The organism is Actinophytocola xanthii (assembly GCF_001921205.1).
GTDB classification, from domain to species: Bacteria; Actinomycetota; Actinomycetes; order Mycobacteriales; family Pseudonocardiaceae; genus Actinophytocola; species Actinophytocola xanthii.
In genome coordinates this window covers 22,919-44,183 of the sequence record NZ_MSIE01000013.1, presented here as the reverse complement: position 1 = coordinate 44,183, position 21,265 = coordinate 22,919, and the positions used below count along the sequence as shown (strand labels likewise).

The 21,265-nt window shown below is 71.7% G+C and carries 23 protein-coding genes; 15 read left to right on the top strand and 8 right to left on the bottom strand.

Features of this window, described 5'->3' with window-relative positions:
• The first annotated feature begins 45 nt into the window (after window positions 1-45).
• From BU204_RS08800 to rocD, 5 genes are all read left to right on the top strand, one after another.
• Window positions 46-1,587 carry an NCS1 family nucleobase:cation symporter-1 gene (locus BU204_RS08800; protein WP_075125092.1) on the top strand — a complete coding sequence of 514 codons (1,542 nt, stop codon included), beginning with the start codon at window positions 46-48 and terminating at the stop codon, window positions 1,585-1,587.
• Complete coding sequence (locus tag BU204_RS08795) at window positions 1,580-2,422, top strand: nitrilase-related carbon-nitrogen hydrolase (protein WP_075125091.1); 843 nt, start codon at window positions 1,580-1,582, stop codon at window positions 2,420-2,422. The genes BU204_RS08800 and BU204_RS08795 overlap by 8 nt, the downstream gene beginning before the upstream one ends.
• An 11-nt stretch (window positions 2,423-2,433) precedes the next feature.
• Window positions 2,434-3,819, top strand: a complete 1,386-nt coding sequence (gene hydA / locus BU204_RS08790; RefSeq protein WP_075125090.1) for a dihydropyrimidinase — start codon at window positions 2,434-2,436, stop codon at window positions 3,817-3,819.
• Between the two features lie 11 nt (window positions 3,820-3,830).
• Window positions 3,831-4,826, top strand: coding sequence for a TIGR03842 family LLM class F420-dependent oxidoreductase (locus tag BU204_RS08785; RefSeq protein ID WP_075125089.1), 996 nt, complete (start codon window positions 3,831-3,833; stop codon window positions 4,824-4,826).
• Between the two features lie 108 nt (window positions 4,827-4,934).
• Window positions 4,935-6,134, top strand: coding sequence for an ornithine--oxo-acid transaminase (rocD, locus tag BU204_RS08780; RefSeq protein ID WP_075125186.1), 1,200 nt, complete (start codon window positions 4,935-4,937; stop codon window positions 6,132-6,134).
• A 226-nt stretch (window positions 6,135-6,360) separates the two neighbouring features.
• Here rocD and BU204_RS08775 read toward each other — a convergent pair whose 3' ends face one another.
• Window positions 6,361-7,983 carry an ABC-F family ATP-binding cassette domain-containing protein gene (locus BU204_RS08775; protein ID WP_075125088.1) on the bottom strand — a complete coding sequence of 541 codons (1,623 nt, stop codon included), beginning with the start codon at window positions 7,981-7,983 and terminating at the stop codon, window positions 6,361-6,363.
• Between the two features lie 135 nt (window positions 7,984-8,118).
• Here BU204_RS08775 and BU204_RS39960 point away from each other — a divergent pair, with 135 nt between their 5' ends.
• Window positions 8,119-8,289, top strand: coding sequence for a hypothetical protein (locus BU204_RS39960; RefSeq protein WP_158073421.1), 171 nt, complete (start codon window positions 8,119-8,121; stop codon window positions 8,287-8,289).
• A 34-nt stretch (window positions 8,290-8,323) separates the two neighbouring features.
• The gene (locus BU204_RS08770) at window positions 8,324-9,073 is read left to right on the top strand and encodes a dihydrofolate reductase family protein (RefSeq protein ID WP_075125087.1); all 750 of its coding nucleotides are present in this window, start codon (window positions 8,324-8,326) and stop codon (window positions 9,071-9,073) included.
• On the opposite strand, the gene BU204_RS08765 is transcribed toward BU204_RS08770, so the two are convergent.
• On the bottom strand, window positions 9,066-10,127 hold the full coding sequence (locus BU204_RS08765; protein WP_075125086.1) for an ATP-dependent DNA ligase: 1,062 nt from the start codon (window positions 10,125-10,127) through the stop codon (window positions 9,066-9,068). The genes BU204_RS08770 and BU204_RS08765 overlap by 8 nt on opposite strands.
• Window positions 10,128-10,214: 87 nt before the next feature.
• On the opposite strand from BU204_RS08765, the gene BU204_RS08760 reads away from it, so the two are divergent.
• Together BU204_RS08760 and BU204_RS08755 are read left to right on the top strand one after the other, a co-directional pair.
• Entirely contained in the window at window positions 10,215-11,759 is a 1,545-nt protein-coding gene (locus tag BU204_RS08760) for an alpha/beta hydrolase (RefSeq protein WP_075125085.1), read from the top strand.
• Window positions 11,760-11,815: 56 nt separating this feature from the next.
• Complete coding sequence (locus tag BU204_RS08755) at window positions 11,816-12,649, top strand: endonuclease/exonuclease/phosphatase family protein (RefSeq protein ID WP_075125084.1); 834 nt, start codon at window positions 11,816-11,818, stop codon at window positions 12,647-12,649.
• On the opposite strand, the gene BU204_RS08750 is transcribed toward BU204_RS08755, so the two are convergent.
• Window positions 12,637-12,843, bottom strand: coding sequence for a hypothetical protein (locus tag BU204_RS08750; RefSeq protein ID WP_075125185.1), 207 nt, complete (start codon window positions 12,841-12,843; stop codon window positions 12,637-12,639). The two genes, BU204_RS08755 and BU204_RS08750, sit on opposite strands and share 13 nt — an antisense overlap.
• Before the next feature lie 205 nt (window positions 12,844-13,048).
• Between BU204_RS08750 and BU204_RS08745 the strand changes: the two genes are divergently transcribed.
• A complete protein-coding gene (locus BU204_RS08745; protein ID WP_075125083.1) occupies window positions 13,049-13,519 on the top strand; it encodes a hypothetical protein in 471 nt (156 codons plus the stop codon).
• Window position 13,520: 1 nt separating this feature from the next.
• Here BU204_RS08745 and ligD read toward each other — a convergent pair whose 3' ends face one another.
• Window positions 13,521-14,576, bottom strand: coding sequence for a non-homologous end-joining DNA ligase (gene ligD / locus BU204_RS08740; protein ID WP_075125082.1), 1,056 nt, complete (start codon window positions 14,574-14,576; stop codon window positions 13,521-13,523).
• 70 nt (window positions 14,577-14,646) lie between these two features.
• Between ligD and BU204_RS08735 the strand changes: the two genes are divergently transcribed.
• Both BU204_RS08735 and msrB read left to right on the top strand, forming a co-directional pair.
• Window positions 14,647-14,967: a hypothetical protein gene (locus BU204_RS08735; protein WP_075125081.1), complete on the top strand. Its 321-nt coding sequence runs from the start codon at window positions 14,647-14,649 to the stop codon at window positions 14,965-14,967.
• Between the two features lie 9 nt (window positions 14,968-14,976).
• On the top strand, window positions 14,977-15,402 hold the full coding sequence (gene msrB, locus BU204_RS08730; protein ID WP_075125080.1) for a peptide-methionine (R)-S-oxide reductase MsrB: 426 nt from the start codon (window positions 14,977-14,979) through the stop codon (window positions 15,400-15,402).
• 24 nt (window positions 15,403-15,426) lie between these two features.
• On the opposite strand, the gene BU204_RS08725 is transcribed toward msrB, so the two are convergent.
• Window positions 15,427-17,820: a CHAT domain-containing protein gene (locus tag BU204_RS08725; RefSeq protein ID WP_083661135.1), complete on the bottom strand. Its 2,394-nt coding sequence runs from the start codon at window positions 17,818-17,820 to the stop codon at window positions 15,427-15,429.
• A 134-nt stretch (window positions 17,821-17,954) separates the two neighbouring features.
• Between BU204_RS08725 and BU204_RS08720 the strand changes: the two genes are divergently transcribed.
• Both BU204_RS08720 and BU204_RS08715 read left to right on the top strand, forming a co-directional pair.
• The gene (locus BU204_RS08720) at window positions 17,955-18,305 is read left to right on the top strand and encodes a hypothetical protein (RefSeq protein WP_143229385.1); all 351 of its coding nucleotides are present in this window, start codon (window positions 17,955-17,957) and stop codon (window positions 18,303-18,305) included.
• A gap of 92 nt (window positions 18,306-18,397) precedes the next feature.
• Entirely contained in the window at window positions 18,398-19,021 is a 624-nt protein-coding gene (locus BU204_RS08715; protein WP_075125077.1) for a DUF3558 domain-containing protein, read from the top strand.
• 5 nt (window positions 19,022-19,026) lie between these two features.
• On the opposite strand, the gene BU204_RS08710 is transcribed toward BU204_RS08715, so the two are convergent.
• Window positions 19,027-19,779: a group II truncated hemoglobin gene (locus BU204_RS08710; RefSeq protein WP_233159815.1), complete on the bottom strand. Its 753-nt coding sequence runs from the start codon at window positions 19,777-19,779 to the stop codon at window positions 19,027-19,029.
• Window positions 19,780-19,851: 72 nt separating this feature from the next.
• On the opposite strand from BU204_RS08710, the gene BU204_RS08705 reads away from it, so the two are divergent.
• Complete coding sequence (locus BU204_RS08705; RefSeq protein ID WP_143229384.1) at window positions 19,852-20,217, top strand: winged helix-turn-helix transcriptional regulator; 366 nt, start codon at window positions 19,852-19,854, stop codon at window positions 20,215-20,217.
• Here BU204_RS08705 and BU204_RS08700 read toward each other — a convergent pair.
• Window positions 20,204-20,728, bottom strand: a complete 525-nt coding sequence (locus tag BU204_RS08700) for a PadR family transcriptional regulator (RefSeq protein ID WP_075125075.1) — start codon at window positions 20,726-20,728, stop codon at window positions 20,204-20,206. The two genes, BU204_RS08705 and BU204_RS08700, sit on opposite strands and share 14 nt — an antisense overlap.
• Window positions 20,713-21,219 carry a hypothetical protein gene (locus tag BU204_RS39955; protein ID WP_075125074.1) on the bottom strand — a complete coding sequence of 169 codons (507 nt, stop codon included), beginning with the start codon at window positions 21,217-21,219 and terminating at the stop codon, window positions 20,713-20,715. The genes BU204_RS08700 and BU204_RS39955 overlap by 16 nt, the downstream gene beginning before the upstream one ends.
• Window positions 21,220-21,265 lie beyond the last annotated feature (46 nt).

The following is a 21,265-nucleotide window of genomic DNA, read 5'->3' as shown; positions in this document are numbered from 1 at the left end:
ACAGTGACACTGCCTGCCGGGCCGGGGTGAGCCCACGATGCCGGGATGGCGCAGAGCACCCTCCCGGACGGCCGGGTCGATCTCGACGACCACGCCGGCATCCGTGACAGCCGCTTCTACAACGACGAGCTCGCCCCGGTGCCGGTCGAGCGACGCACCTGGACCACCTACAACTACTTCGCGCTGTGGATGGGCATGGCCCACAACATCCCCAGCTACCTGCTCGCCTCCGGACTGATCCTGCTCGGCATGGACTGGGTGCAGGCGTTCCTCACGATCACCCTGGGCAACATCATCGTGCTGCTGCCGATGCTGCTCAACAGCCATGCCGGGACCCGTTACGGCATCCCGTTCCCAGTCTTCGCCAGGGCGTTCTACGGCGTGCGCGGCGCGAACCTCGCCGCGCTGCTGCGGGCGTTCATCGCCTGCGGGTGGTTCGGCATCCAGACCTGGGTCGGCGGGCAGGCGATCTACGTGATCGTCGGGAAGCTCGCCGGGAGCGGCTGGACCGACACCCCCGAGCTGGCCGGCGAGCCGCTGACGCTGTGGCTGTCGTTCGCGGTGTTCTGGGTGGTCCAGATGCTCATCATCTGGCGCGGCATGGAGGCCGTCCGCCGGTTCGAGAACTGGACGGCGCCCCTAGTCACCGTCGGCTTCCTGATCCTGCTGGCCTACGTGCTGATCAAGGCCGGCGGCCTCGGGCCGATCCTCGAACGGCCCTCGCGGCTGGGCTGGGGCGCGGACTTCTGGAGCGTGTTCGCGCCCTCGCTGATGGGGATGATCGCGTTCTGGGCGACGCTCTCGCTGAACATGCCGGACTTCACCCGCTTCGGCGGCTCCCAGTCCCAGCAGGTGCGCGGGCAGATCCTCGGCCTGCCGACGACGATGTCGTTCATCGCGATCGTCGCCATCCTGACCACCTCCGGCGGGGCGGTGCTCTACGGCGAGGAGATCTGGGACCCGGCGCAGCTCGCGGCCCGCTTCTCCAGCCCGGTCGTCGTGGTCATCGCCCTGGTAGCGCTGGTGCTGGCGACGATCTCGGCCAACCTCGCGGCCAACGTTGTCAGCCCGTCCTACGACTTCTCCAACGCCTTCCCCAGGCGGATCAGCTTCGCCCTCGGCGGGCTGCTGACCGGGGTCATCGGCGTGCTCCTGCAGCCCTGGCGGCTGTTGGCCAACGCCGACGTCTACATCAACGGGTGGCTGGTGTTCTACGGCGGTGTGCTCGGCGCGGTCGCCGGCGTGCTGATCACCGGGTACTGGCTGCGCGCCCGCACCCACATCGACCTCGCCGCGCTGTACCAGGAGGGCGGCCGCTACTGGTTCTCCGGCGGCTGGAACATCCCGGCGCTGGTCGCGACGCTGGTCGGCGCCGTGCTCGCGGTCGGCGGCGCCTACACCAGGCAGGGCGCGGCCGGGCCGTTCCCCACCGACGGGCTGATCCCGTTCCTCAAAGGCTTCTACGACTACAGCTGGGCCGTCGGTCTGGTGGCAGCATCGTTGGTGTACCTGCTGCTGACCGCGGGTCGCAACGGACGTGCCGCGCCGTCACCGGCGCCGGCCAAGGAAGGAGAGGTCAGTGTCTGAGATCGTCAGGGCGGCACTGGTCCAGCAGCGCTGGGCCGGCGACAAGGAGTCGATGACCGCGGCCGCGGTCGCGCACATCGCCACCGCCGCATCCCAGGGCGCCCAGGTCCTCTGCCTGCAGGAGCTGTTCTACGGGCCGTACTTCTGCCAGGTCCAGGACGCCGACTACTACTCCTACACCGAGCAGATCCCCGACGGCCCGACCACGAAGCTGATGTGCGAGCTGGCCGAGCGGCACAACATGGTGCTGGTCGTGCCGATGTACGAGGAGGAGCAGCCGGGCGTCTACTACAACACCGCGGCGGTGATCGACGCCGACGGCACCTACCTCGGCAAGCACCGCAAGAACCACATTCCGCAGGTGAAGGGCTTCTGGGAGAAGTTCTACTTCCGGCCGGGCAACCTCGGCTACCCGGTGTTCGACACCGCGGTGGGCAAGATCGGCGTCTACATCTGCTACGAGCGGCACTTCCCGGAGGGTTGGCGGGCGCTCGGGCTGGGCGGCGCGCGGATCGTGTTCAACCCCTCGGCCACCAGCCGGGGGCTCTCGGAGTACCTGTGGCGCCTGGAGCAGCCCGCGGCCGCGGTGGCCAACGAGTACTTCGTCGGCACGATCAACCGGGTCGGGGTCGAGCCGTTGGGTGACAACGACTTCTACGGCCAGTCCTACTTCGTCGATCCGCGCGGTCAGGCGGTCGGGGAGTACGCCTCGGACACCGAGGACGAGGTCGTCGTGCGCGACCTGGACATGGCGCAGCTCACCGAGGTGCGCGACCTCTGGCAGTTCTACCGCGACCGCCGACCGGACACCTACGGCCCGCTCACCTCGGCATAGGAAGGCAGTAGATGCGGACGCTGATTCGCAACGGGACGGTCGTCAACGCCGGCGGCGCGCTCGCGGCCGATGTCCTGGTGGACGGGGAGACCATCGCCGCGGTGACCGCGCCGGGCCTGTTCGACACCGCAGACCGGGTCATCGAGGCGCAGGGCCGGTATGTGCTGCCCGGCGGCATCGACGCGCACACCCACATGGAGATGCCCTTCGGCGGGACGTTCTCCGCCGACACGTTCGCCACCGGCACCGCCGCGGCCGCGTGGGGCGGTACCACCACGATCATCGACTTCGCGGTGCAGACGAAGGGCACCTCGCTGTTGTCCACCCTGGACAAATGGCACGAGAAGGCCGACGGGAGGTGTGCCGTCGACTACGGGTTCCACATGATCGTCTCCGACGTGAACGACCAGTCGCTCAAGGAGATGGAGTCCTGCATCGACGCCGGGGTGAACAGCTTCAAGATGTTCATGGCCTACCCCGGCGTGTTCTACGCGACCGACGGCGAGATCCTGCGGGCGATGCAGAAGGCCACCGAGACCGGCTCGATGATCATGATGCACGCGGAGAACGGCATCGCGATCGACGAGCTGGTGGCCCAGGCGCTCGCCTCCGGGCGCACCGACCCGGTCGAGCACGGCCGCACCCGGCCACCGGAGCTGGAGGGCGAGGCCACCAGCCGCGCGATCCAGCTGGCCCGGGTGACCGGTGCGCCGCTCTACATCGTGCACCTCTCGGCCCGGCACGCCCTGGAGGCGGTGGCGGCGGCCAGGAACACCGGCCAGAACGTGTTCGCCGAGACCTGCCCGCAGTACCTCTACCTGTCCATCGAGGACCTCGCCAAGCCGGACTTCGAGGGCTCGAAGTACGTCGCGTCGCCGCCGCTGCGGCCCCGGGACCACCAGGCCGACCTGTGGCGCGGGCTGCGCACCAACGACCTGTCGGTCGTGTCGACAGACCACTGCCCGTTCTGCTTCGTGGACCAGAAGGAGCTGGGCCGGGGCGACTTCTCGAAGATCCCGAACGGGATGCCGGGTGTCGAGCACCGGATGGACCTGCTGCACCAGGGTGTCGTGGCCGGCGAGCTGACGCTGGCCCGCTGGGTGGAGGTCTGCTCGGCGACCCCGGCGAGGATGTTCGGCCTCTACGGGCGCAAGGGCGTGATCGCACCGGGGGCCGACGCGGACATCGTGGTCTACGACCCGGTCGCCCGGCAGACGATCTCGGCGCGGACCCACCACATGAACGTGGACTACTCGGCCTACGAGGGCATGGAGATCACCGGCCGGGTCGAGACCGTGCTCTCCCGGGGTTCGGTGGTGGTCTCCGGCGGCGCGTTCCACGGCCGGGAGGGCCACGGTCGCTTCCTGTCCCGCGAGCTGTCGCAGTACCTGGTCTAGGAAGGACACGCATGGACTTCGGAGTGGTGCTGCAGACCGACCCGCCGGCCCGCGAGGTGGTCCGCCTGATGTGCCGGGCCGAGGAGCTGGGCTTCCGGTACGGCTGGACGTTCGACTCCTGCGTGCTCTGGCAGGAGCCGTTCGTCATCTACTCGCAGATCCTGGCCAACACGCGGTCGATGGTCGTCGGGCCCATGGTGACCAACCCGTCCACCCGGGACTGGTCGGTCACCGCGTCGCTGTTCGCCACGCTCAACGACATGTTCGGCAACCGCACCGTGTGCGGGATCGGCCGCGGCGACTCCGCCCGCCGGGTCATCGGGCAGAGACCCGCCTCGCTGTCGGTCCTGCGCGACTCCATGCACGTGATCCGCGAGCTCGCCGAGGGCAGGGAGGCGGTCCTGCACGGCACGCCGGTGCGCATCCCCTGGGTGCGCGACGGGCGGCTGGAGATGTGGATGGCCGCCTACGGTCCCAAGGCGCTGGCGATGGTCGGCGAGCACGCGGACGGGTTCATCCTGCAGACCGCGGACCCGGCGATCGCCCGGTGGACGATCGACGCCGTCCGGGCCGCGGCCCGCGCCGCCGGCCGGGACCCGGGTGGCATCACGATGTGCGTCGCGGCCCCCGCCTACGTCGGTGACGACCTCCCCCACCAGCGTGACCAGCTGCGCTGGTTCGGGGGCATGGTCGGCAACCACGTGGCCGACCTGGTCGCGCGGTACGGCGAGTCCGGGCCGGTGCCGCGCGAGCTGACCGACTACATCCGGGGCCGGGAGGGCTACGACTACGCCCACCACGGCAAGGCCGGCAACCCGTCGACCGACTTCGTGCCCGACGAGATCGTCGACCGGTTCTGCCTGGTCGGCCCCGCCTCGGCCCATGTCGACCGGCTGGGCGAGCTCGCCGAGCTGGGGGTCGACCAGTTCGCCGTCTATCTCATGCACGACCAGCGGGAGGAGACGCTCACCGCCTACGGGGAGGAGATCATCAGCAAGCTCGGCTGACGCAACGAATCGCCGGGGCGGCGCGAAGTTCACGCAACGGAGCGGCGTTTCGCGCAACGGAAAGCGGATGAATCAACCGGCGGAGGGCTCTAACCTGTCGGTATGCCGATGAATGCCGCCGACCTGGTCGCGCTCGACGACGAGTGGAGCACCCACAACTACCACCCGCTGCCGGTCGTGCTCTCCGAGGGCGAGGGTGCCTGGGTCACCGACGTGGAAGGCCGGCGTTACCTGGACTTCCTGGCCGGCTACTCGGCGCTCAACTTCGGCCACCGGCACCCCGCCCTGGTCGCCGCCGCGACCGAGCAGCTGGGCCGGCTGACGCTGACCAGCCGGGCGTTCCACCACGACCAGCTCGGCCTGTTCTGCCGGGAGCTCGCCGAGCTGACCGGCACCGAGATGGTGCTGCCGATGAACTCGGGCGCGGAGGCCGTCGAGTCGGCGATCAAGGTCGCGCGGAAGTGGGCCTACCGGGTCAAGGGCGTGCCGGACGGCAAGGCGGAGATCGTCGTGGCCGGGTCCAACTTCCACGGCCGGACCACCACGATCATCTCCTTCTCCACCGACGAGACCGCCCGCGCGGACTTCGGCCCGTACACGCCCGGTTTCCAGGTGGTCAAGTACGGCGACGCCCAGGCGCTGGAGGCCGCGATCTCCCCGCGCACCGCGGCCGTCCTGGTGGAGCCGGTGCAGGGCGAGGCCGGCGTGCTGGTGCCGCCGCCGGGCTACCTGCGCGAGGTCCGCCGCCTCTGCGACGAGCACGACGTGCTGCTGATCGCCGACGAGATCCAGTCCGGGCTGGCCAGGACCGGCACCCTGTTCGCCGCCGAGCACGAGGGCGTCCGGGCCGACCTCTACACGCTGGGCAAGGCGCTCGGCGGCGGGATCCTCCCGGTCTCCGCGGTGGTCGGCCGCCGCGCGGTGCTCGGCGTGCTCCGGCCCGGGGAGCACGGCTCGACCTTCGGCGGCAACCCGCTCGCCTGCGCGGTCGGACGTGCCGTGATCCGCCTGCTCGCCACCGGCGAGTTCCAGGAGCGCTCCCGCACCCTCGGCGCCCACCTGCACGCCCGCCTCAGTGAGCTGGTCGGCAGCGGCGTGGCCGAGGTCCGCGGCCGCGGGCTCTGGGCCGGTGTGGAGATCGCCCCGGGCGGCCTGGCCGCCAGGCAGGCCAGCGAGACGCTCATGGCCAGGGGCGTGCTCTGCAAGGAGACCCACGACACGACCCTGCGTGTGGCCCCGCCGTTGGTGATCTCCCAGGAGGACCTCGACCACGGCATCGACACGATCGCCGACGTCCTCGCCCGGTGATGAGCCGGGTGCACCCGGTGGTGTGACGGAACGGCCTCGAGTTGCTGGGGCACGTCCGCGCCCTACGGCACGTCCGCACAGCCCTCGATCGCGGTCTTCGCGCCCAGCTCGCCGCTGGCGGCGTTGTCGGGACAGGCCGAGTACGACCGGTACGGGGCCTGCCCTCCGCCTTGCCAGCGACGACCTGGATCACGAAGCCCATCGACCGGGACTGCGCGGACGCGCCCTAGCGTGCCCGCCGCACCCGTCCCGCGTCCCACACCGGACCGTCCTTCTCGGACACCACACCGTCCGAACCGAACACCAGGAACCGGTCGAACGAGCGGGCGAACCAGCGGTCGTGGGTCACCGCGAGCACGGTCCCGGTGAACTGCTCGAGCGCGGCCTGCAACGCCTCGGCCGAGGTCAGGTCGAGATTGTCGGTCGGCTCGTCGAGCAGCAGCATCGTCGCGCCGGACAGCTCGAGCAGCAGGATCTGGAAGCGGGCCTGCTGCCCGCCGGAGAGGGTCTCGAACCGTTGCTCCCTGGCCGCGGCCAAGCCGTAGCGGGACAGCGCTGCCGACGCGGTGCCCTCGTCCATGCCGGCGCGGTCACCGTCGCCGTGCCACAGCACGTCGGTCAGGGTGCGCCCGGTCCACTCCGGGTGCCGGTGGGTCTGCGCGAACAGCCCGGGCACCACCCGGGCGCCGAGCCTGGCCACGCCCGTGTGGGCGACCTCCTCCCCGCCGAGCAGGCGCAGGAAGTGGCTCTTGCCCGATCCGTTCGAGCCGAGCACGCACACCCGGTCGCCGAAGAACACCTCGAGGTCGAACGGCTTCATCAGGCCGGTGAGCTCGAGGTCGCCGCAGGTGAGCGCCCGCAGTCCGGTCCGCCCGCCGCGCAGGCGGGGGCGCACGGTCTGTTCCCGAGGCGGCAGCGGCGGCGGCCCGGGCTCGGTGAACTTCCGCAGCCTGGTCTGCGCGGCCTTGTACTTCGGGGCCATGGCCGGGCTGTTCTTCGCCGCCTGGCGCAGCCAGTTGACCAGCTCGCGCAGCTTCTCGTGCTCCTCGTCCCAGCGCCGGCGCAGCTCGGCCATCCGGTCCCAGCGGGCCAGCCGCGCCTCGTGCCAGGTGGCGAACCCACCGCCGTGCACCCAGGTCGTGCCGCCCTCCAACGTGACGACGTGGGTCGCGGCGCGGGCCAGCAGCTCCCGGTCGTGGCTGACCAGCAGCACCGCCTTGGGGCAGGCCACCAGCCGCTCCTCGAGCCAGCGCTTGCCGGGGACGTCGAGGAAGTTGTCCGGCTCGTCGAGCAGCAGCACCTGCTCGGGGCCACCCAGCAGCGCCTCGAGCACCAGCCGCTTCTGCTCGCCGCCGGAGAGCGAACCGACCTCGCGGAAGCGTGCCCGGTCGAACGGCACGCCGAGGGCGGCGACCGTGGCCTCGTCCCAGCGGACCTCGGCCTCGTACCCCCCAGCCTCGCCGAACGCGTGCAGCGCGTGGGCGTAGCGCAGCTGGGTCGGCTCGTCGTCGGTCTCCATCAGCGCGAGCTCGGCGGCGTCGAGCTCGGCGGCGGCCGCCCGCAGCGCCGACGGCGCCACCGCCAGCAACAGGTCCCGCACGGTGTCGTCCCCGCCCGCCGTCCGGCCGACGAACTGGGGCATCACGCCGAGCCCGCCCTGCACCACGACGGCCCCGGAGCGGGGTTCGAGCTCTCCGGCCAACATCCGCAGCAGCGTGGTCTTGCCCGCGCCGTTGTCGCCGACGAGGGCGACCACCTGGCCCGCCCCCACCCGGAAGGTGACCTCGCCGAACAGGTGCCGGCCGTCATCGAGGCGGTGGCTCAGCCCGCTCGCCTCCAGGAACCCCATACCCACCCCCGGATCCTGCGGCATCGACCGGGCCACACGCGAGCGAGTTTCCCGCCTGCCCCGGGGAGTCCTTGCGTCGAACCGGAGCCGAAGCGGTACCCTCCGTAGCCTGCGGGGGACCTGCGAGGGGAAGGGATGGCGTTGACCGACACCCCGATCTACGACCAGATCCGCCAGGAGCTCGAGGCCGGCACGGCACGGGGCGAACGCCTCACCGGACGGCGCTCCCGAGCCGCGGACGAGGGCGGCCAGACCGTCTCGGTGTGGTCCCTGGTGAACCAGCACGGCTCGGGCAAACGCCGCTGAGCCTCGGCCGGCGCGGCCGTGGTGGGATGATCGAATGCACCTGCTGCGGCTGGACGCCGACACCCCGCTGGGTGACCGCGAGCTGGAGGAGCTCTACGCCTATCCCCCCGACCTGACCCGTCCCTGGATCCAGGTCAACTTCGTGGCCAGCGCCGACGGCGCGGCCAGCGCCGGTGGGAAGTCGGCGGGCCTCTCGCACCCGGCGGACAAGAAGATCTTCGCCCTCGGCCGCGACCTGGCTGACGTCGTACTGGTCGGCGCCGGCACCGCGCTCGTCGAGGGGTACCGCGGCGTCAAGCCGACCGAGGTGCGTGCCGAGCGCCGGACCCGCCTCGGCCTCGGCGAGGTGCCGCCGATCGCGGTGGTCTCCGGGCGCTGCTCGGTCGGGCCGGAGTCCCCGCTGGTCACAGACACCCGGGTGCCGACGATCGTGGTCACCACCGCGACCGCGCCGGCGGCACGCCGCGCGGACCTGGTGGCGGCCGGCGCCGACGTCGTGGTCGCCGGCGAGGACCGGGTGGACCTGCGGCGCGCCCTGGACGCCCTGGCCGACCGCGGCCTGCTGCGGGTCTGCTGCGAGGGCGGCCCGACCCTGTTCGCCGACATGGTCGCCGCCGGGTTGGTCGACCAGCTGTGCCTGACCGTCGCCCCGCTGCTGACCGGCGCCGGCGCACCCCGCATCGCCGAGGGCGTGGCCGGGCGGGAGCCGCTCCCCCTCGAGCTGGTCTCCGCGCTGACCGAGGACGGCTTCCTGATGCTGCGCTACCGGCGACCGGCTAGCTGAGGATGTCGGCGATGTCGAACCGGACCGGCTGCTCGAGCTGGGCGTAGGTGCACGAGGCCGGCTCGCGGTCCGGGCGCCAGCGCACGAACTGGGTGGTGTGCCGGAAGCGGGGCCCCTCCATGTGGTCGTAACGGACCTCGAGCACCCGCTCGGGGCGCAGCGGGACGAACGACAGGTCCTTGCCGGCGTTCCAGCGGCTGACCTCGTTGCGGCGGGGGGTGCGCTCCCCGGCCTCGTGTGCCGCCCACGCCCACGGGTGGTCGTCGAACGTGGTGACCAGCGGTTGCAGCTCGACCATGAGCTCCTTGCGGCGGGCCATCGGGAACGCGCCGACCACGCCGACCGAGGCCAGCCTGCCCGCGTCGTCGTGGAGGCCGAGCAGCAGCGAGCCGATCGCGTCCGGGCCCGACTTGTGCACGCGGTAGCCGGCGAGCACGCAGTCGGCCGTCCGCTCGTGCTTGATCTTCCGCATGATCCGCTTGTCCGGCTGGTAGGGCTCGTCGAGCGGCTTGGCGACCAGCCCGTCCAGCCCCGCGCCCTCGAACAGCTCGAACCAGCGCCCGGCGACCTCGGCGTCGGTCGTGCCCAGCGTGAGGTGCACCGGCGCGGCGGCATCCGCGAGCGCTCGCTCCAGGGCGGCCCGCCGCTCCCCGAACGGGCGGTCGAGGTAGGACTCGTCGTCCAGCGCGAGCAGGTCGAAGGCGATGAAGCTGGCCGGGGTCTGCTCGGAGAGCAGCGTCACCCGGCTCGCGGCGGGGTGGATCCGCTGCTGGAGCGCGTCCCAGTCCAGCCCCTTCTTCTCGGTGCTCGCGATCACGATCTCGCCGTCGACCACGCAGCGCGGCGGGAGGTTCGCCTTGACCGCCTCGACGACCTCGGGGAAGTACCGGGTCATCGGGCGCTCGTTGCGGCTGCCGATCTCCACCTCGTCGCCGTCGCGGAAGATGATCGACCGGAAACCGTCCCACTTGGGCTCGTAGAACTGGCCGGCCGGGATCGTCGGAACCGACTTGGCCAGCATCGGCGACACGGGGGGCATCACAGGCAGCTGCACGCGGCCATTGTTGCTCACCCGGGCCTCACCGGGGGCGTGCGACGCTGCCGGTGACGGGAGCCGAGGGGAAGGCGAGGACGAAGGCACGTGACCGGCCAGGGCTGGCGGAGGCGGATCGCCCTGCTGTGCGTCCTCGTGGGACTCCTCGCGTCGTGCACGGCCGGCCCCTCCGCGCGCCCCGAGATCGTCGTCAACGACGCGCCGAACCCGAGCGAGCAACCCACCGAGCAGGCCCAGCGCGTCCCACCGCTGGAGGAGATGAGCGACTTCGCCTGGCGCGAGTGCGCCGAGGACGTCCAGAGGCGGGTCGCCGAGCAGCGCCTGCCCGACTGGCTGCCGGTTCAGTGCGGACGGATCAACGGCGTGCTCGACTCGCCGTACGCGCCGGGGCGTGGCGTGGCCCGGCTCCAGCTCCTGCGCGTCGGTCGGGGCGAGGTGCCGGTGGCCGTCGTCAACGACGTCGGCGGGCTTCCCGGGACCCTCTACGCCGCGCGCCTGGCCTCGACCATGCCCAGGGAGTTCTTCGACACGTTCTCGCTGGTCGGCATGGACCGCCGGGGCACGGGCGACTCGGGGCAGGTCGACTGCCTGCCCGCGGAGGTCCGGGAGCGGATCGTCGAGCCCGACCCGGCCGCGCTGCCGATCGACCTGTGGCTCGAGGCCGCGCAGACCGCCGGCCAGAAGTGCTCGATCTCGCTGGAGAGCCTGCTGCCCGCGCTGGACACCTGGCGTACCGCCGCCGACCTGGACACCCTGCGCCAGGAGCTCGGCCAGTCGCGGCTGAACGGCATCGGGCACGGCGAGGGCTCCCGGGTGCTGTCGGTGTACGCCGACCGGTGGCCCGACCGGGTGGGGCGGATGGTGCTCGACGGGCTCCCCGACCCCAGCCAGGACGCCACGATCGCGCTGGAGGGCCAGGCCGAGGGCGCCGAGGCCGCGTTCGACGCGTTCGCCGAGGACTGCCTGCGGCGCGGCTGCGGCCTGGGTGAGGACCCGAAGCAGACCCTGCTCGAGCTGCTCGGCCGGCTGCGGGCGAGCCCTCTGCCCACCGAGGGCGGGAGGCTGGTGACGGCCGGGGTGGCGACGCAGGCGGTGCGGACGGGGCTCGCCGACCGCGACGAGTGGCCGGCGCTGGCCACCGCCCTCGCCGAGGGCCGCGACGGCGACCCGACGGCGCTCGCGGCGTTGCTCAAGCCCCTCGTGGGGTCGGTCATGGAGCGGCCCTCGCTGGACGCGGAGCTCGTGATCGGGTGCAACGACACCAAGACCCGGCTCTCCCCCGAGCAGATCGAACGGCTCGGCACCGACTGGAAGGACCGCTTCCCGATCTTCGGCCCGCTGGTCGTCCGCTCGCTGGCCCTGTGCAGCCCGTGGACGGTGCCCAACCAGCCCCTGCCGACGCCCACCGCGAACGACGCGCCGCCGATCGTCGTCGTCGGCACGGCGACCGACGCGGTGACCCCGCACGAGGGCAGCGAGCGGGCGGCGCAGCAGCTGGCGTCGGGGGTGTTCCTGTCCTGGCAGGGCGGCGGCCACGGCGCGCTGGGCTACTCGCCCTGCGCCACCGACGCCGCCGTCGCCTTCCTCACCGACGCCACGGTGCCCGGCAACGGCACGGTCTGCCCACCCTGACCTCTCCGGGTTACCGTTGCACCATCAGGTGAGAAGGTGACCACGCCGGAGGCCTCATGCGTCGCTCGCTGCTCTCGCTCCTGGTCCTGGTTCTGGTCGCCACGCCGGGCGGTGCCGCGGCGTCCACGCCGCCCCGGCCGGTGCCGCTCACCGTGCTCAGCTTCAACATGCACACCGGCATCGGGGCCGACGGGGTGCTCGACCTCGGCCGCACGGTCGAGGTGATCCGCCGCAGCGGCGCCGACGTCGTCGGGCTCCAGGAGGTCGACGTGCACTGGGCGGACCGCAGCGAGTTCCGCGACCAGGCCCGTCTCCTCGCCCGCGCACTGCGGATGCGGGTGTTCTTCGCCCCCGTCTACGACCTCCCGCCGCTCACCGAGGGTGCGCCCCGCCGCCGCTACGGGGTCGCCGTGCTCAGCCGCTACCCCGTGGTGCACACCGAGAACCATCTGCTCACCCGGTTGTCCACACTGGAACCCACCCCCACCCCGGCGCCGATGCCCGGGTTCGCCGAGGCCGTCGTCCTGGTTCGGGGAACGCCGGTACACGTGTACTGCACCCACCTGGACTACCGGCCGGACCCGGCCGTGCGGCGGGTGCAGGTGGCCGAGACCCTGGAGATCCTCGCCGCGGACCGTCCCGGGGCGAACCAGGTGCTGCTCGGCGACCTCAACGCGGAACCCGCGGCACCGGAGCTCGCTCCGTTGTGGACGGTTCTTGAGGACACCGGCGACGGCGACCCGACCTACCCGGCGGACGCACCGGTCAAGAGGATCGACTACGTCACGGTCTCACCGAACATCCGGGCGACGCGGAGCGAGGTGCTCGACTCGACGGCGTCGGACCACCGGCCGGTGGTCGCCGACCTGGTCGTCGGTCAGCCGTCCTGATCCTCCTCGCGGACGCGGTACTCGCAGCCGTACTCCACCGCGTAGCAGAGGTCGTAGTGATGCACGATCTTCGGACCCTCGTGCAGGTGCACGTGGGTCACCGTGGAGCGCGGCTCGTCGGGCAGCTCGGCCAGCGTGTCCACCCGACCGTCGAGTGGCCCGCCGACATAGCGCACGACGTACGGCTTCGTCACGACGACCTCGGTTCCTCCCACTCGGGTTCGACCAACCCTTCCGATGCTTCCTGCTGCGCTGGTGGAAATCAACCGCGGTTACCGCAGGTCTGGTCGCACCGGGGTCAAACCACCTGGTGGAACGGCATCGAACAGGAGAAACCCCGAAGTTCGTCACGCTCCGGTATCGTGTGGCGACTGCCAGCAGCAGCTTGAAGGAGTCACCATGACGACCACGCCGGGGCGCAGGTGGCCGATCTGGCCGTGGGTGGTGCTCGCCGTCGCCGGGATCGGCATCACAGCGGTCTCCGCGTTCGCCGGCGCGGCGGCCACCTCGGCGGGGGACACCACCGCGGCCTCCGCCCCCGCCACGGTCACGGTGACCCAGGTGCAGACCCGGCCCTCCACGGTGACCAGGACCGTGACCGCGACGGTGAGCGCGACGGTGAGCGCCCCACCCGCGTCGACGACGCAGGTCGACGACGGGTTGTTCGAGGTCGGGACGGACCTCGCGCCGGGCACCTACCGCACCGACGGCCCGGACGGCACCAACCGGACCGGGTGCTACTGGAGCCGCATCGGCCCCTCCGGCGAGGCGGTCGACAGGGGTGTCCTGCGCCGGCCGGGAACCGTCACGCTGCGGGAGGGCGAACGCTTCGACACGGCGGGCTGCCGGCCGTGGGCGCTGGTGACCTGAGCTACTGCTCTGGCCGCGCGCGGGAGGGCTGGACGCGCTTGGGCTCGCCGGCCATCTTGGGATACTCCGGCGGGTAGGGCAGCTCACCCAGCCCGTCCTTCTCGTCGCGGGCCGCCAGCTCCAGCAGCGGCTCCAGCGAGAAGGCCTCGTCCGCCACCGCCGCGTGCGGGTCTCCGGCCTCGGCGAACCGGCTCGGCATCGTGTGGATGTCGAAGTCCTCGGGCCGGGCGTCGTCGAGCTCGGCCCAGTGCAGCGGCGCGGAGACCAAGGCTCGCGGGGTGGGGCGGACCGAGTACGCGCAGGCGATCGTGCGGTCGCGGGCCGCCTGGTTGAAGTCGACGAAGACGCGCTCGCCGCGCTCCTCCTTCCACCAGTCCAGCGTCACCTGCTCGGGCATCCGCCGTGCCAGCTCGCGGCCGAGGGCGATCAGCGCGCGCCGCGCCTCGACGAAGGTCCAGCGCGGCTCGATCGGCACGTACACGTGCAGGCCCCGGCCGCCGGAGGTCTTGGGGTAGCCGGTCATGCCGAGCTCGTCGAGCACCCCGCGCAGCTCGTGGGCGACCCGGACCGCGTCGGCGAAGTCGGTGCCCGGCTGCGGGTCGAGGTCGACGCGGAGCTGGTCGGGGTGGTCGACGGCGGGGCGGCGGACCGGCCAGGGGTGGAAGGTGAGCGTGCCGAGGTTGGCCGCCCAGACCACGACCGCGAGCTCGGTCGGACACACCTCGTCGGCCGGGCGCCCGCTGGGGAAGGTGATCCGCGCGGTCTGCACAAAATCGGGCGCGCCCTTGGGCACCCGCTTCTGGTAGAAGGCGTCGCCGCGGTGGTCGGCGCGGGTGGAGAGCGTCGCACCCTCGAACACGCCGCCGGGCCAGCGTTCCAGGGTGGTCGGCCGGTCACGCAGCGCGGCGAGGATCCCGTCGCCGACCGCGAGGAAGTAGTGGACGACGTCGAGCTTGGTGACGCCCTTCTCGGCGAAGTAGACCTTGCTGGGGTTGGACACCCGTACCGACCTCGGCCCGTCGGGACCGTCCACCGTGATCTCCGTCGCCTCGGCCACGGCGTCAGCCTACCCACCCGGCCGGCGGAAACGGTCGCCTCGACACGACCCGCGCGGTTACCGTTGGGGCATGCCCCTCCAGACACCCGACGACGACCGCCGGCCGGTGGACCCGCTGGCCAAGCGGTTCGACGAGGATCTGCTCGGGCTCGACCCCGACGACCCCGAGGCCAGGGCGTTCGCCGAGCACCTGGAGCGGCAGCAGCGCGTCCGGCCGGGCTTCACCGTGGAGGGCTACCTGTCGGGTATGGACGACTTCGCCGCCTCCGCGAACCGCCTCGGCGGCCACCGCAAGCTGATGGCGAGCCTGCTCGCGATGCTGATCCTGCTCGGCGTGATCGTCGCCGCCTGGGACGCGCTCGTCTACGTCGTCAGCACGTTCGCGAACTAGTCTGGAGTCATGAGTTCCGACGTGGGTGCGACACCCCGGGTGGTCAAGTCCGAGCAGGAGTGGCGCGAGCAGCTGACCGCGGAGGAGTACGCGGTCCTGCGGCAGGCCGGTACCGAGCGGCCCTGGACCGGTGAGTACACCGACACCAAGACCGTCGGTGTCTACCAGTGCCGCGCGTGCGGCACCGAACTGTTCCGCAGCGAGACGAAGTTCGACAGCCACTGCGGGTGGCCGTCGTTCTACGACCCGCAGAGCTCGGACGCGGTGATCCTGAAGGAGGACCACAGCCTGGGCATGGCGCGCACCGAGGTGATCTGTGCCACCTGCCACAGCCACCTGGGCCACGTCTTCGAGGGCGAGGGCTACCCCACCCCGACCGACCAGCGCTACTGCATCAACTCCATCAGCCTGCGACTGGTACCGGCGGAGAGCTGAGACGAGCACGCCGGGTAGCTGACGTCACGCGCCGACCGCACCGGGCGCGCCGATCGAGACCAGCGGAGCCCAGTGGATCAGCGGCGGACCGCCGCGGTTGGCCAGGTACTCGCGTTGGGCCGCACGCAGCGCTGCCGGAGCCGGCTTTCCCTCAGCCAGGCCGCGGTAGGTCGTTGCCAGGATCTGTCCTGTGGCACGGTCGGGCACGACGTGGAGTGCGGCAACCACGGCACGCGCGCCGCGCAGCAACGCCACGGTGGGCAGCCCGACCGGTTCCTGGCCCGGCTCGTTGTTCACCCTGCCCGACCAGCAGGCGCCCATCACCCACCACAACGGCACGTCGCACCGCAACAGGACACCGGCGAACAGTCGGGCTTCCTTGCCGATGCGCAGTGAGTGCGCCAGGCCCCGGACGTTGTCCCCGTGGGCGCTCACCACACCGAGGTCGAACTTGTTCCTCGGCCCCAACGCCGTGACGATGTCCGAGGCGAGCGGCGGCACCTCCCTGAGCCTGAAGTGCCGCTTCAGGGTGGCCCTTTCGGCCGATGTTCCGCGCAGCCTCGTGTCCAGCACCGCCAGCGCCCGTCGCACCGGTCGGATCCGGCGGGTACTGGCGGTCGCGGCGACCCCCAGCGACGGCGAGAGCGAGAGCGTGGCGAGGTCGAGCAGGGGCGTCTCCGCGACGTGCAGCGCGGCGAACGGGATCGCCCACAGCTCACCCGTGGGAACGATCACGAGATCGATGCCGTCCTGGTGCCGTTCGGAGCCGGTCAGGATGTTCCGCAGGCCTTGCGGGACGAGGGATGAGAGTCCCGTCTGCCACCCGTGCGACGGATGGTTCAGCAACGTCGTCGCGGTGTCCTGGTCGGCGAGCGTACGAACCCACCGCGACTGCTCCGCGGTCAGGTTGATCCGGTCGACGGTGGGCGCCGCTGGCAGCGGCGGCACCCACACCGCGTACACCGTGGCCCGACTGCCCTGCCATTCGATGTCATAGGCGAGCGTGTGGGTCCTGGACGGCAGCATGGCGCGGTGGTCAGCGATGGTCTCGGGCGGTGCCGCTTTCCGGAGCAGCTCCGTCCCGATGAGGTTGGCGAGTCGCTCGTGGTCCTCCTCGAGCGCGGTCGCCATCATCGCCGTCCATCCCGAGCGTGCTTCGGGCGTCAGGTTCCCGCCCGTCCTGAACACGTCCGGAGACTCTTCGAACGTCGAGATCCGCCGCAGGAGCTGGTCGAGCTCACCGTCGAAGTCGAACGCGTTGTGCGCGATCAGTTGGGGGTCGCCGCCCAGCACGGCGGTCAGCGCCTGCGCGCGACCACTTTCCAGCACCTCCAGTGCGGCCTCGCCGTCGCCGGAGGTGGCGGCGAGGTCGAGCGCTCGCCGATAGACCGGACGGTTCTTGCGATAGGCCCGAGCCTGGTTGCGGGAGTTGCCCAGCCGCCGCCTCTCGCGCTCGAGCAGCCTCACCTGCTCGAGCGCCTCCCGTGTTGCCTTGTCGGTGCGTCCCTGGATGGTCAGGCCGTCGGCCGCAGCACCATGGGCGGCCGCGCTGCTTCCTGCCCAGTCCTCCGAGTGGTAGTCGAGGGCATGGCGGTTGCTGCGCTCCGCGGCGGCGACGTCACCGCGGCTCAGGGCAAGGCTCCCGAGCATGCTGTGGATGGTGATCGCCATTCCGGGATCGACGAGCCGGGGAATCAGGTCACGGGCCGCGAGCACGTACTTCTCGGAGAGCTCGACGTCGCGCCGGGTTGTCATGACGTGGCTCGCGAGTCCGATCAACGTTCCGGCCTCACCATCGACATCTCCGCATGCCCTGGCGACGTCCAGCGCCTCCCGCAGGTGTTCTCCCGCCTGTATCAGGTCACCTCGCTCCTTCGCCGCGATCGACATGATGTTCAGTGCGAACAACCGGCCCTTGTCGTCGCCGATCTCGGCGTAGATCCGCGCCGCTCGTTCCGCCCGTCCGTGGTCGTGCTTCTCCTGGGCGTCCAGAGAGCCCAGTCGCGCCAGCGTGTCGGCCTGCCCCTTCAGGTTCCCGTGCGCCTCGTACACGGCGAGTGCCTGCTCGAAGAGCGTTCTGGCCAACGAAGGGTCGTCGAGTTTGCGGCCCAGTGAAAAGAGGGAATCAGCGAGCGTCTCGGTCCCTTCATCCCCGCGCTCCAGACTCGCCTTTGCCACAAGGGCCATCTCGCTGCCGATGCGGCCGACTATCTCGTCTTTGGCTCGCGGGTCGCCACTCTCGACATAGAGCCGGATGGCGGTGTGGAGCGCTTCGTCTCGGACCTGTTGGTCGCCCAGCGGGAACAGTTCCGATGCCAGCTCCAGCAACGCCTGCGCTTTGGCCTTCTTGCCGAGTTTCGAGTCGCGCAGGAGGGCGTGTAGTCGCTTTGCGTCCGACCGTGAGCGGCTGCCAAACATGTGCACCTCCGCCGTGTTACCGCGCGTCGGTCGCAATGCTAGCGTGGGGTGTGGGTTCCAGTACGGAAAGTAGTTTTGGCGGTCGAGTGCTCGTCGGCGCGGGTGTCGCTTTCGTAGCTCTCGCGGCAACCGCGATGCTCACCAACCACGAGGCTCTGGCCGGCACGTTCGGTGTGCTGGGCCTGCTCGCGTTCACACTGGCCGCGCTGGCGCCGCGCATGCACGGACAGGTCACGGCCGGCCTGAGCGGCTTCCGGTTCGAGCTGGTCCGGCAGGTCGTCGACGTAGGCGAACGGGAGGGCACCTCCGACGACGTGATCCTCGCCGCGGTCCGCAAGGCACTGCTGGCCCAGACCGACGATCCCGCCGACGGCGAGCTGTCCACACAGGACGACGAGCCCGACGACATCTTCCGCGGTCCCCCCACCGCGCGCTCGGCCGACGACCTGCTCGCCGAGGCGCGCCAGGCGCTCGACCGCCGCTGAACGCGCGGCGCTGTCGGAACCGGCACGTCGTGACTACGGCGGCCGTAGCTGAGGGCCGTCGCGGTGCTCCTGGCATCGGCTAGGTTGTCGCCATGCGGTTCTGGGGCTGGTGGGGTGTTGTGCTGGTCGGCGTGTTGGCGACGGGGTGCTCCGGGAGCGAGAGCCCGGACGACGGTGCCGGCGACGACAACCGCGCCACGGCAGGCGCCACCGCGACCGCGGAGTGGTCCACCCCCGACGGCACCGCGCCCTCGTCCTCGGCGAGCCGGCACGAGGAGCTGACGGTCGACCGCGCCCGGCCCTGCGACCTGCTCACCGAGGACCAACTCGGCGAGCTCGGCCTGACCGGTGAGCAGACCAGCGACCTCAGCTCCACCTGGAGCACTGACACCTGCAGGACCTGGGACGCCGACAAAACCCTGTCCGCGTCGGTGACCGCGGTGTCCACAGAGGGCGTGGACGCCTTCTACCGCGGCCGGTTCGCCAACATGCGGTACCGGCCGACCGAGGTGGCGGGCTTGCCCGCCTTGTTCTACCGGTTCGACGGCGTCGAGCACGCCTGCTACCTCGCCATCGATGTCGCCGACGGGCAGCTGCTCGACGTCGCCTTCGGAGCGAACGCCCCGGAGAGCACCGACGCCTCGCTGGACGAGCTGTGCGACACCGCCCGCCGGGTCGGCGAGGCCGCTGTGCGGACCCTGCGCGCGGCCGGCTGACCCTCCTACCCGCGCCAGGGCGGGCGGGCCCAGCCCCAGGTCGGCACCGGCTCGTCCGGCGGAACGTCCGTGCCGGGGCGGGACAGCATGACCGCCATCCGCGTGCCCCATTCCAGGTAGCCGACGAACGACGCGCGGAACTCCGGGTCGTCGGGCAAGCCCACCTCGTCGGCGGCGTCGATCAGCAGCTCGACCCAGCGGCGCCGCTGCCGCTCGGTGATGGCCCTGCCCAGGTGCTGGGCGACCATGTTCGCGTGGCCGCCCCGTTCCCGGGAGTACCGGTCCGGTCCGCCGAGGACCTCGCCCAGCCACGCGGCGACGTGCCGCGGGTGGCCGGGGTCCATGCCCCGGAACACCGGCTCCAGCTCCGGGTCGGCGAGCACGGTGCGGTAGAAGACCTCGGTCAGCTTCTCGAACGCCGCGGCGCCGCCGGCCCACTCGTACAGCGTGGGGACCGCGCCCCCGGCGCCGGCGACGGTCGTCGGCTGGTAGTGCCGCATCTCCTCGATGGCGTCCACGTACGGCCCGACCTCGGCGAGGAAGGCGCGGAACGCGGCGCCGCGCCGGAATCCCTCCAGGTGCGCCCGGGTCGAGGTCCAGGTGATCCTCAGGACGTAGGACCCCGGGTCCTCCTCGCACCGGCTCAGCTCGTAGTCGACGCACTCCTCGGCACCGGCGAGGGACGGCGCGGCGCGCCGGTAGGCGGCCTCGAACCGCTCGGCGTCGGCCTCTGGTATCCGGTATCGGACATACTCCACTGTCACACGGGCCAGTTGACCAGCGCGGGCCGTGCCGGACAAGTACGCACCTCGTGGTGCGTGGAGGTGATCGTGGGCTTGCGGCGAAGGCGGTACTACTGCCCGGTGGAGGTGACCGTCGACGTGCTCGCCGGGCGCTGGACGCCGGTGATCCTGGCGCACCTCAAGGAAGGCGTGCACCGGTACGGCGAACTGCGGCGCCGGATGCCGGCGGTGAGCGAGAAGGTCCTCACCGAGCGGCTGCGCGGCCTGGAGCGGGACGGGCTGGTCGAGCGCACCGTGCACGACGGGGTACCGGCGCCGGTCTCCTACCGGCTCACCGAGGAAGGCCGCAGCCTCGCCCCCGTGTTGGCCGCGCTCTACGACTGGGGCACCGCCCGTGCGGCCCGCATGGGGGTGCCGGTCGAACCGGTCGACGGCCCGGTCACCCCTCGATGAGGCCGGGAAGCTCGTCGAACCAGCGCAGGGCGGCGCGCTCGTGGTGGATGCCGAAGCGGAGGGTGGCCAGCCGGGTGGCCTGACCGGGCGCGCCCACCAGCAGCTTCTCCGCGGCGCGGTACTCCGCCAGCCGCTGGGCGTGCGCGGCGCGCTGGCTGGCGATGATCTCCCGGAGCCGGTCCGGCGGGAGGTGGTCGGCGAACTGGATGGTGAGCAGCAGCGGGACCCGGACCTGCTCCCGGGCCGGCTCCTGGTCGATCCACCCGGCGAAGGCGGCGCGGCCCGCGTCGGTGATCGTGTAGGGCTTGCGGTCACGCGGGCCGGGGTCGCCCACGGTGACCAGCCCGGTCTCGGTCATCCGGGTCAGCTCGCGGTAGACCTGGCTCTGGGTGAGGGTCCAGAAGTTGCCGATCCGCTCCGCGGCGGTGCTCACCAGGTCCCAGCCGGTCATCGGGCCGTGGTGCAGCAGGCCGAGCAACGCCGCGGCGGTGGCGTTCAGCGCACGGGCCATCGGCGCCCTCCCCCTGGTGCACCCGCCGCGGCGACCTCGGCCGGTCGGGTGAGAGCGGCCTTGACCCACCGCAGCACGAAGTGGCCGGCGAGCGCGACCCCCACGCCGGTGCCCACGACCAGCCAGAGGGGTGCCCCCGCGTTCAGGACGGCGACGACCGCGAACCCGTCGGACAGACCCACCAGCGTGAACCCGACATGCTCGAGGTAGCTGTCGGACGGACCTCCCGCGCTCGGGCGGTCCCGCCGGGCCAGCACGGCCCGCCAGACCATGACGGCCGCCAGGCCGGCCAGCGCGGTGAACAGCACCCGCGCGACCGAGTCGGTCTCGGTCCAGGACACGGCGAGCGCGAGCACCAGGAACACCCCCATCCCGGCCAGCGCGCCGAGGTAGACGTCGAACAGCCGTCCGCGCCGCAGGGCGAGTCCGCCGGTGACCAGAGCGAGGAGACCGGCGGCCGCGTGCGCCGCCACGAACATGTCGTGAACCATGCTACTGACCTTCCACTGTGGGATGTTAAGAACCCAGGCTTGACCT

Coding starts and splice junctions, on each gene's coding strand:
- BU204_RS08800 (WP_075125092.1), top strand. CDS start 46: ATGGCGCAGAGCACCCTCCCGGACGGCCGGGTCGATCTCGACGACCAC.
- hydA (WP_075125090.1), top strand. CDS start 2,434: ATGCGGACGCTGATTCGCAACGGGACGGTCGTCAACGCCGGCGGCGCG.
- BU204_RS08785 (WP_075125089.1), top strand. CDS start 3,831: ATGGACTTCGGAGTGGTGCTGCAGACCGACCCGCCGGCCCGCGAGGTG.
- rocD (WP_075125186.1), top strand. CDS start 4,935: ATGAATGCCGCCGACCTGGTCGCGCTCGACGACGAGTGGAGCACCCAC.
- BU204_RS08775 (WP_075125088.1), bottom strand. CDS start 7,983: ATGGGGTTCCTGGAGGCGAGCGGGCTGAGCCACCGCCTCGATGACGGC.
- BU204_RS39960 (WP_158073421.1), top strand. CDS start 8,119: ATGGCGTTGACCGACACCCCGATCTACGACCAGATCCGCCAGGAGCTC.
- BU204_RS08770 (WP_075125087.1), top strand. CDS start 8,324: ATGCACCTGCTGCGGCTGGACGCCGACACCCCGCTGGGTGACCGCGAG.
- BU204_RS08755 (WP_075125084.1), top strand. CDS start 11,816: ATGCGTCGCTCGCTGCTCTCGCTCCTGGTCCTGGTTCTGGTCGCCACG.
- BU204_RS08745 (WP_075125083.1), top strand. CDS start 13,049: ATGACGACCACGCCGGGGCGCAGGTGGCCGATCTGGCCGTGGGTGGTG.
- BU204_RS08735 (WP_075125081.1), top strand. CDS start 14,647: ATGCCCCTCCAGACACCCGACGACGACCGCCGGCCGGTGGACCCGCTG.
- msrB (WP_075125080.1), top strand. CDS start 14,977: ATGAGTTCCGACGTGGGTGCGACACCCCGGGTGGTCAAGTCCGAGCAG.
- BU204_RS08725 (WP_083661135.1), bottom strand. CDS start 17,820: ATGTTTGGCAGCCGCTCACGGTCGGACGCAAAGCGACTACACGCCCTC.
- BU204_RS08720 (WP_143229385.1), top strand. CDS start 17,955: ATGCTCACCAACCACGAGGCTCTGGCCGGCACGTTCGGTGTGCTGGGC.
- BU204_RS08715 (WP_075125077.1), top strand. CDS start 18,398: ATGCGGTTCTGGGGCTGGTGGGGTGTTGTGCTGGTCGGCGTGTTGGCG.
- BU204_RS08700 (WP_075125075.1), bottom strand. CDS start 20,728: ATGGCCCGTGCGCTGAACGCCACCGCCGCGGCGTTGCTCGGCCTGCTG.
- BU204_RS39955 (WP_075125074.1), bottom strand. CDS start 21,219: ATGGTTCACGACATGTTCGTGGCGGCGCACGCGGCCGCCGGTCTCCTC.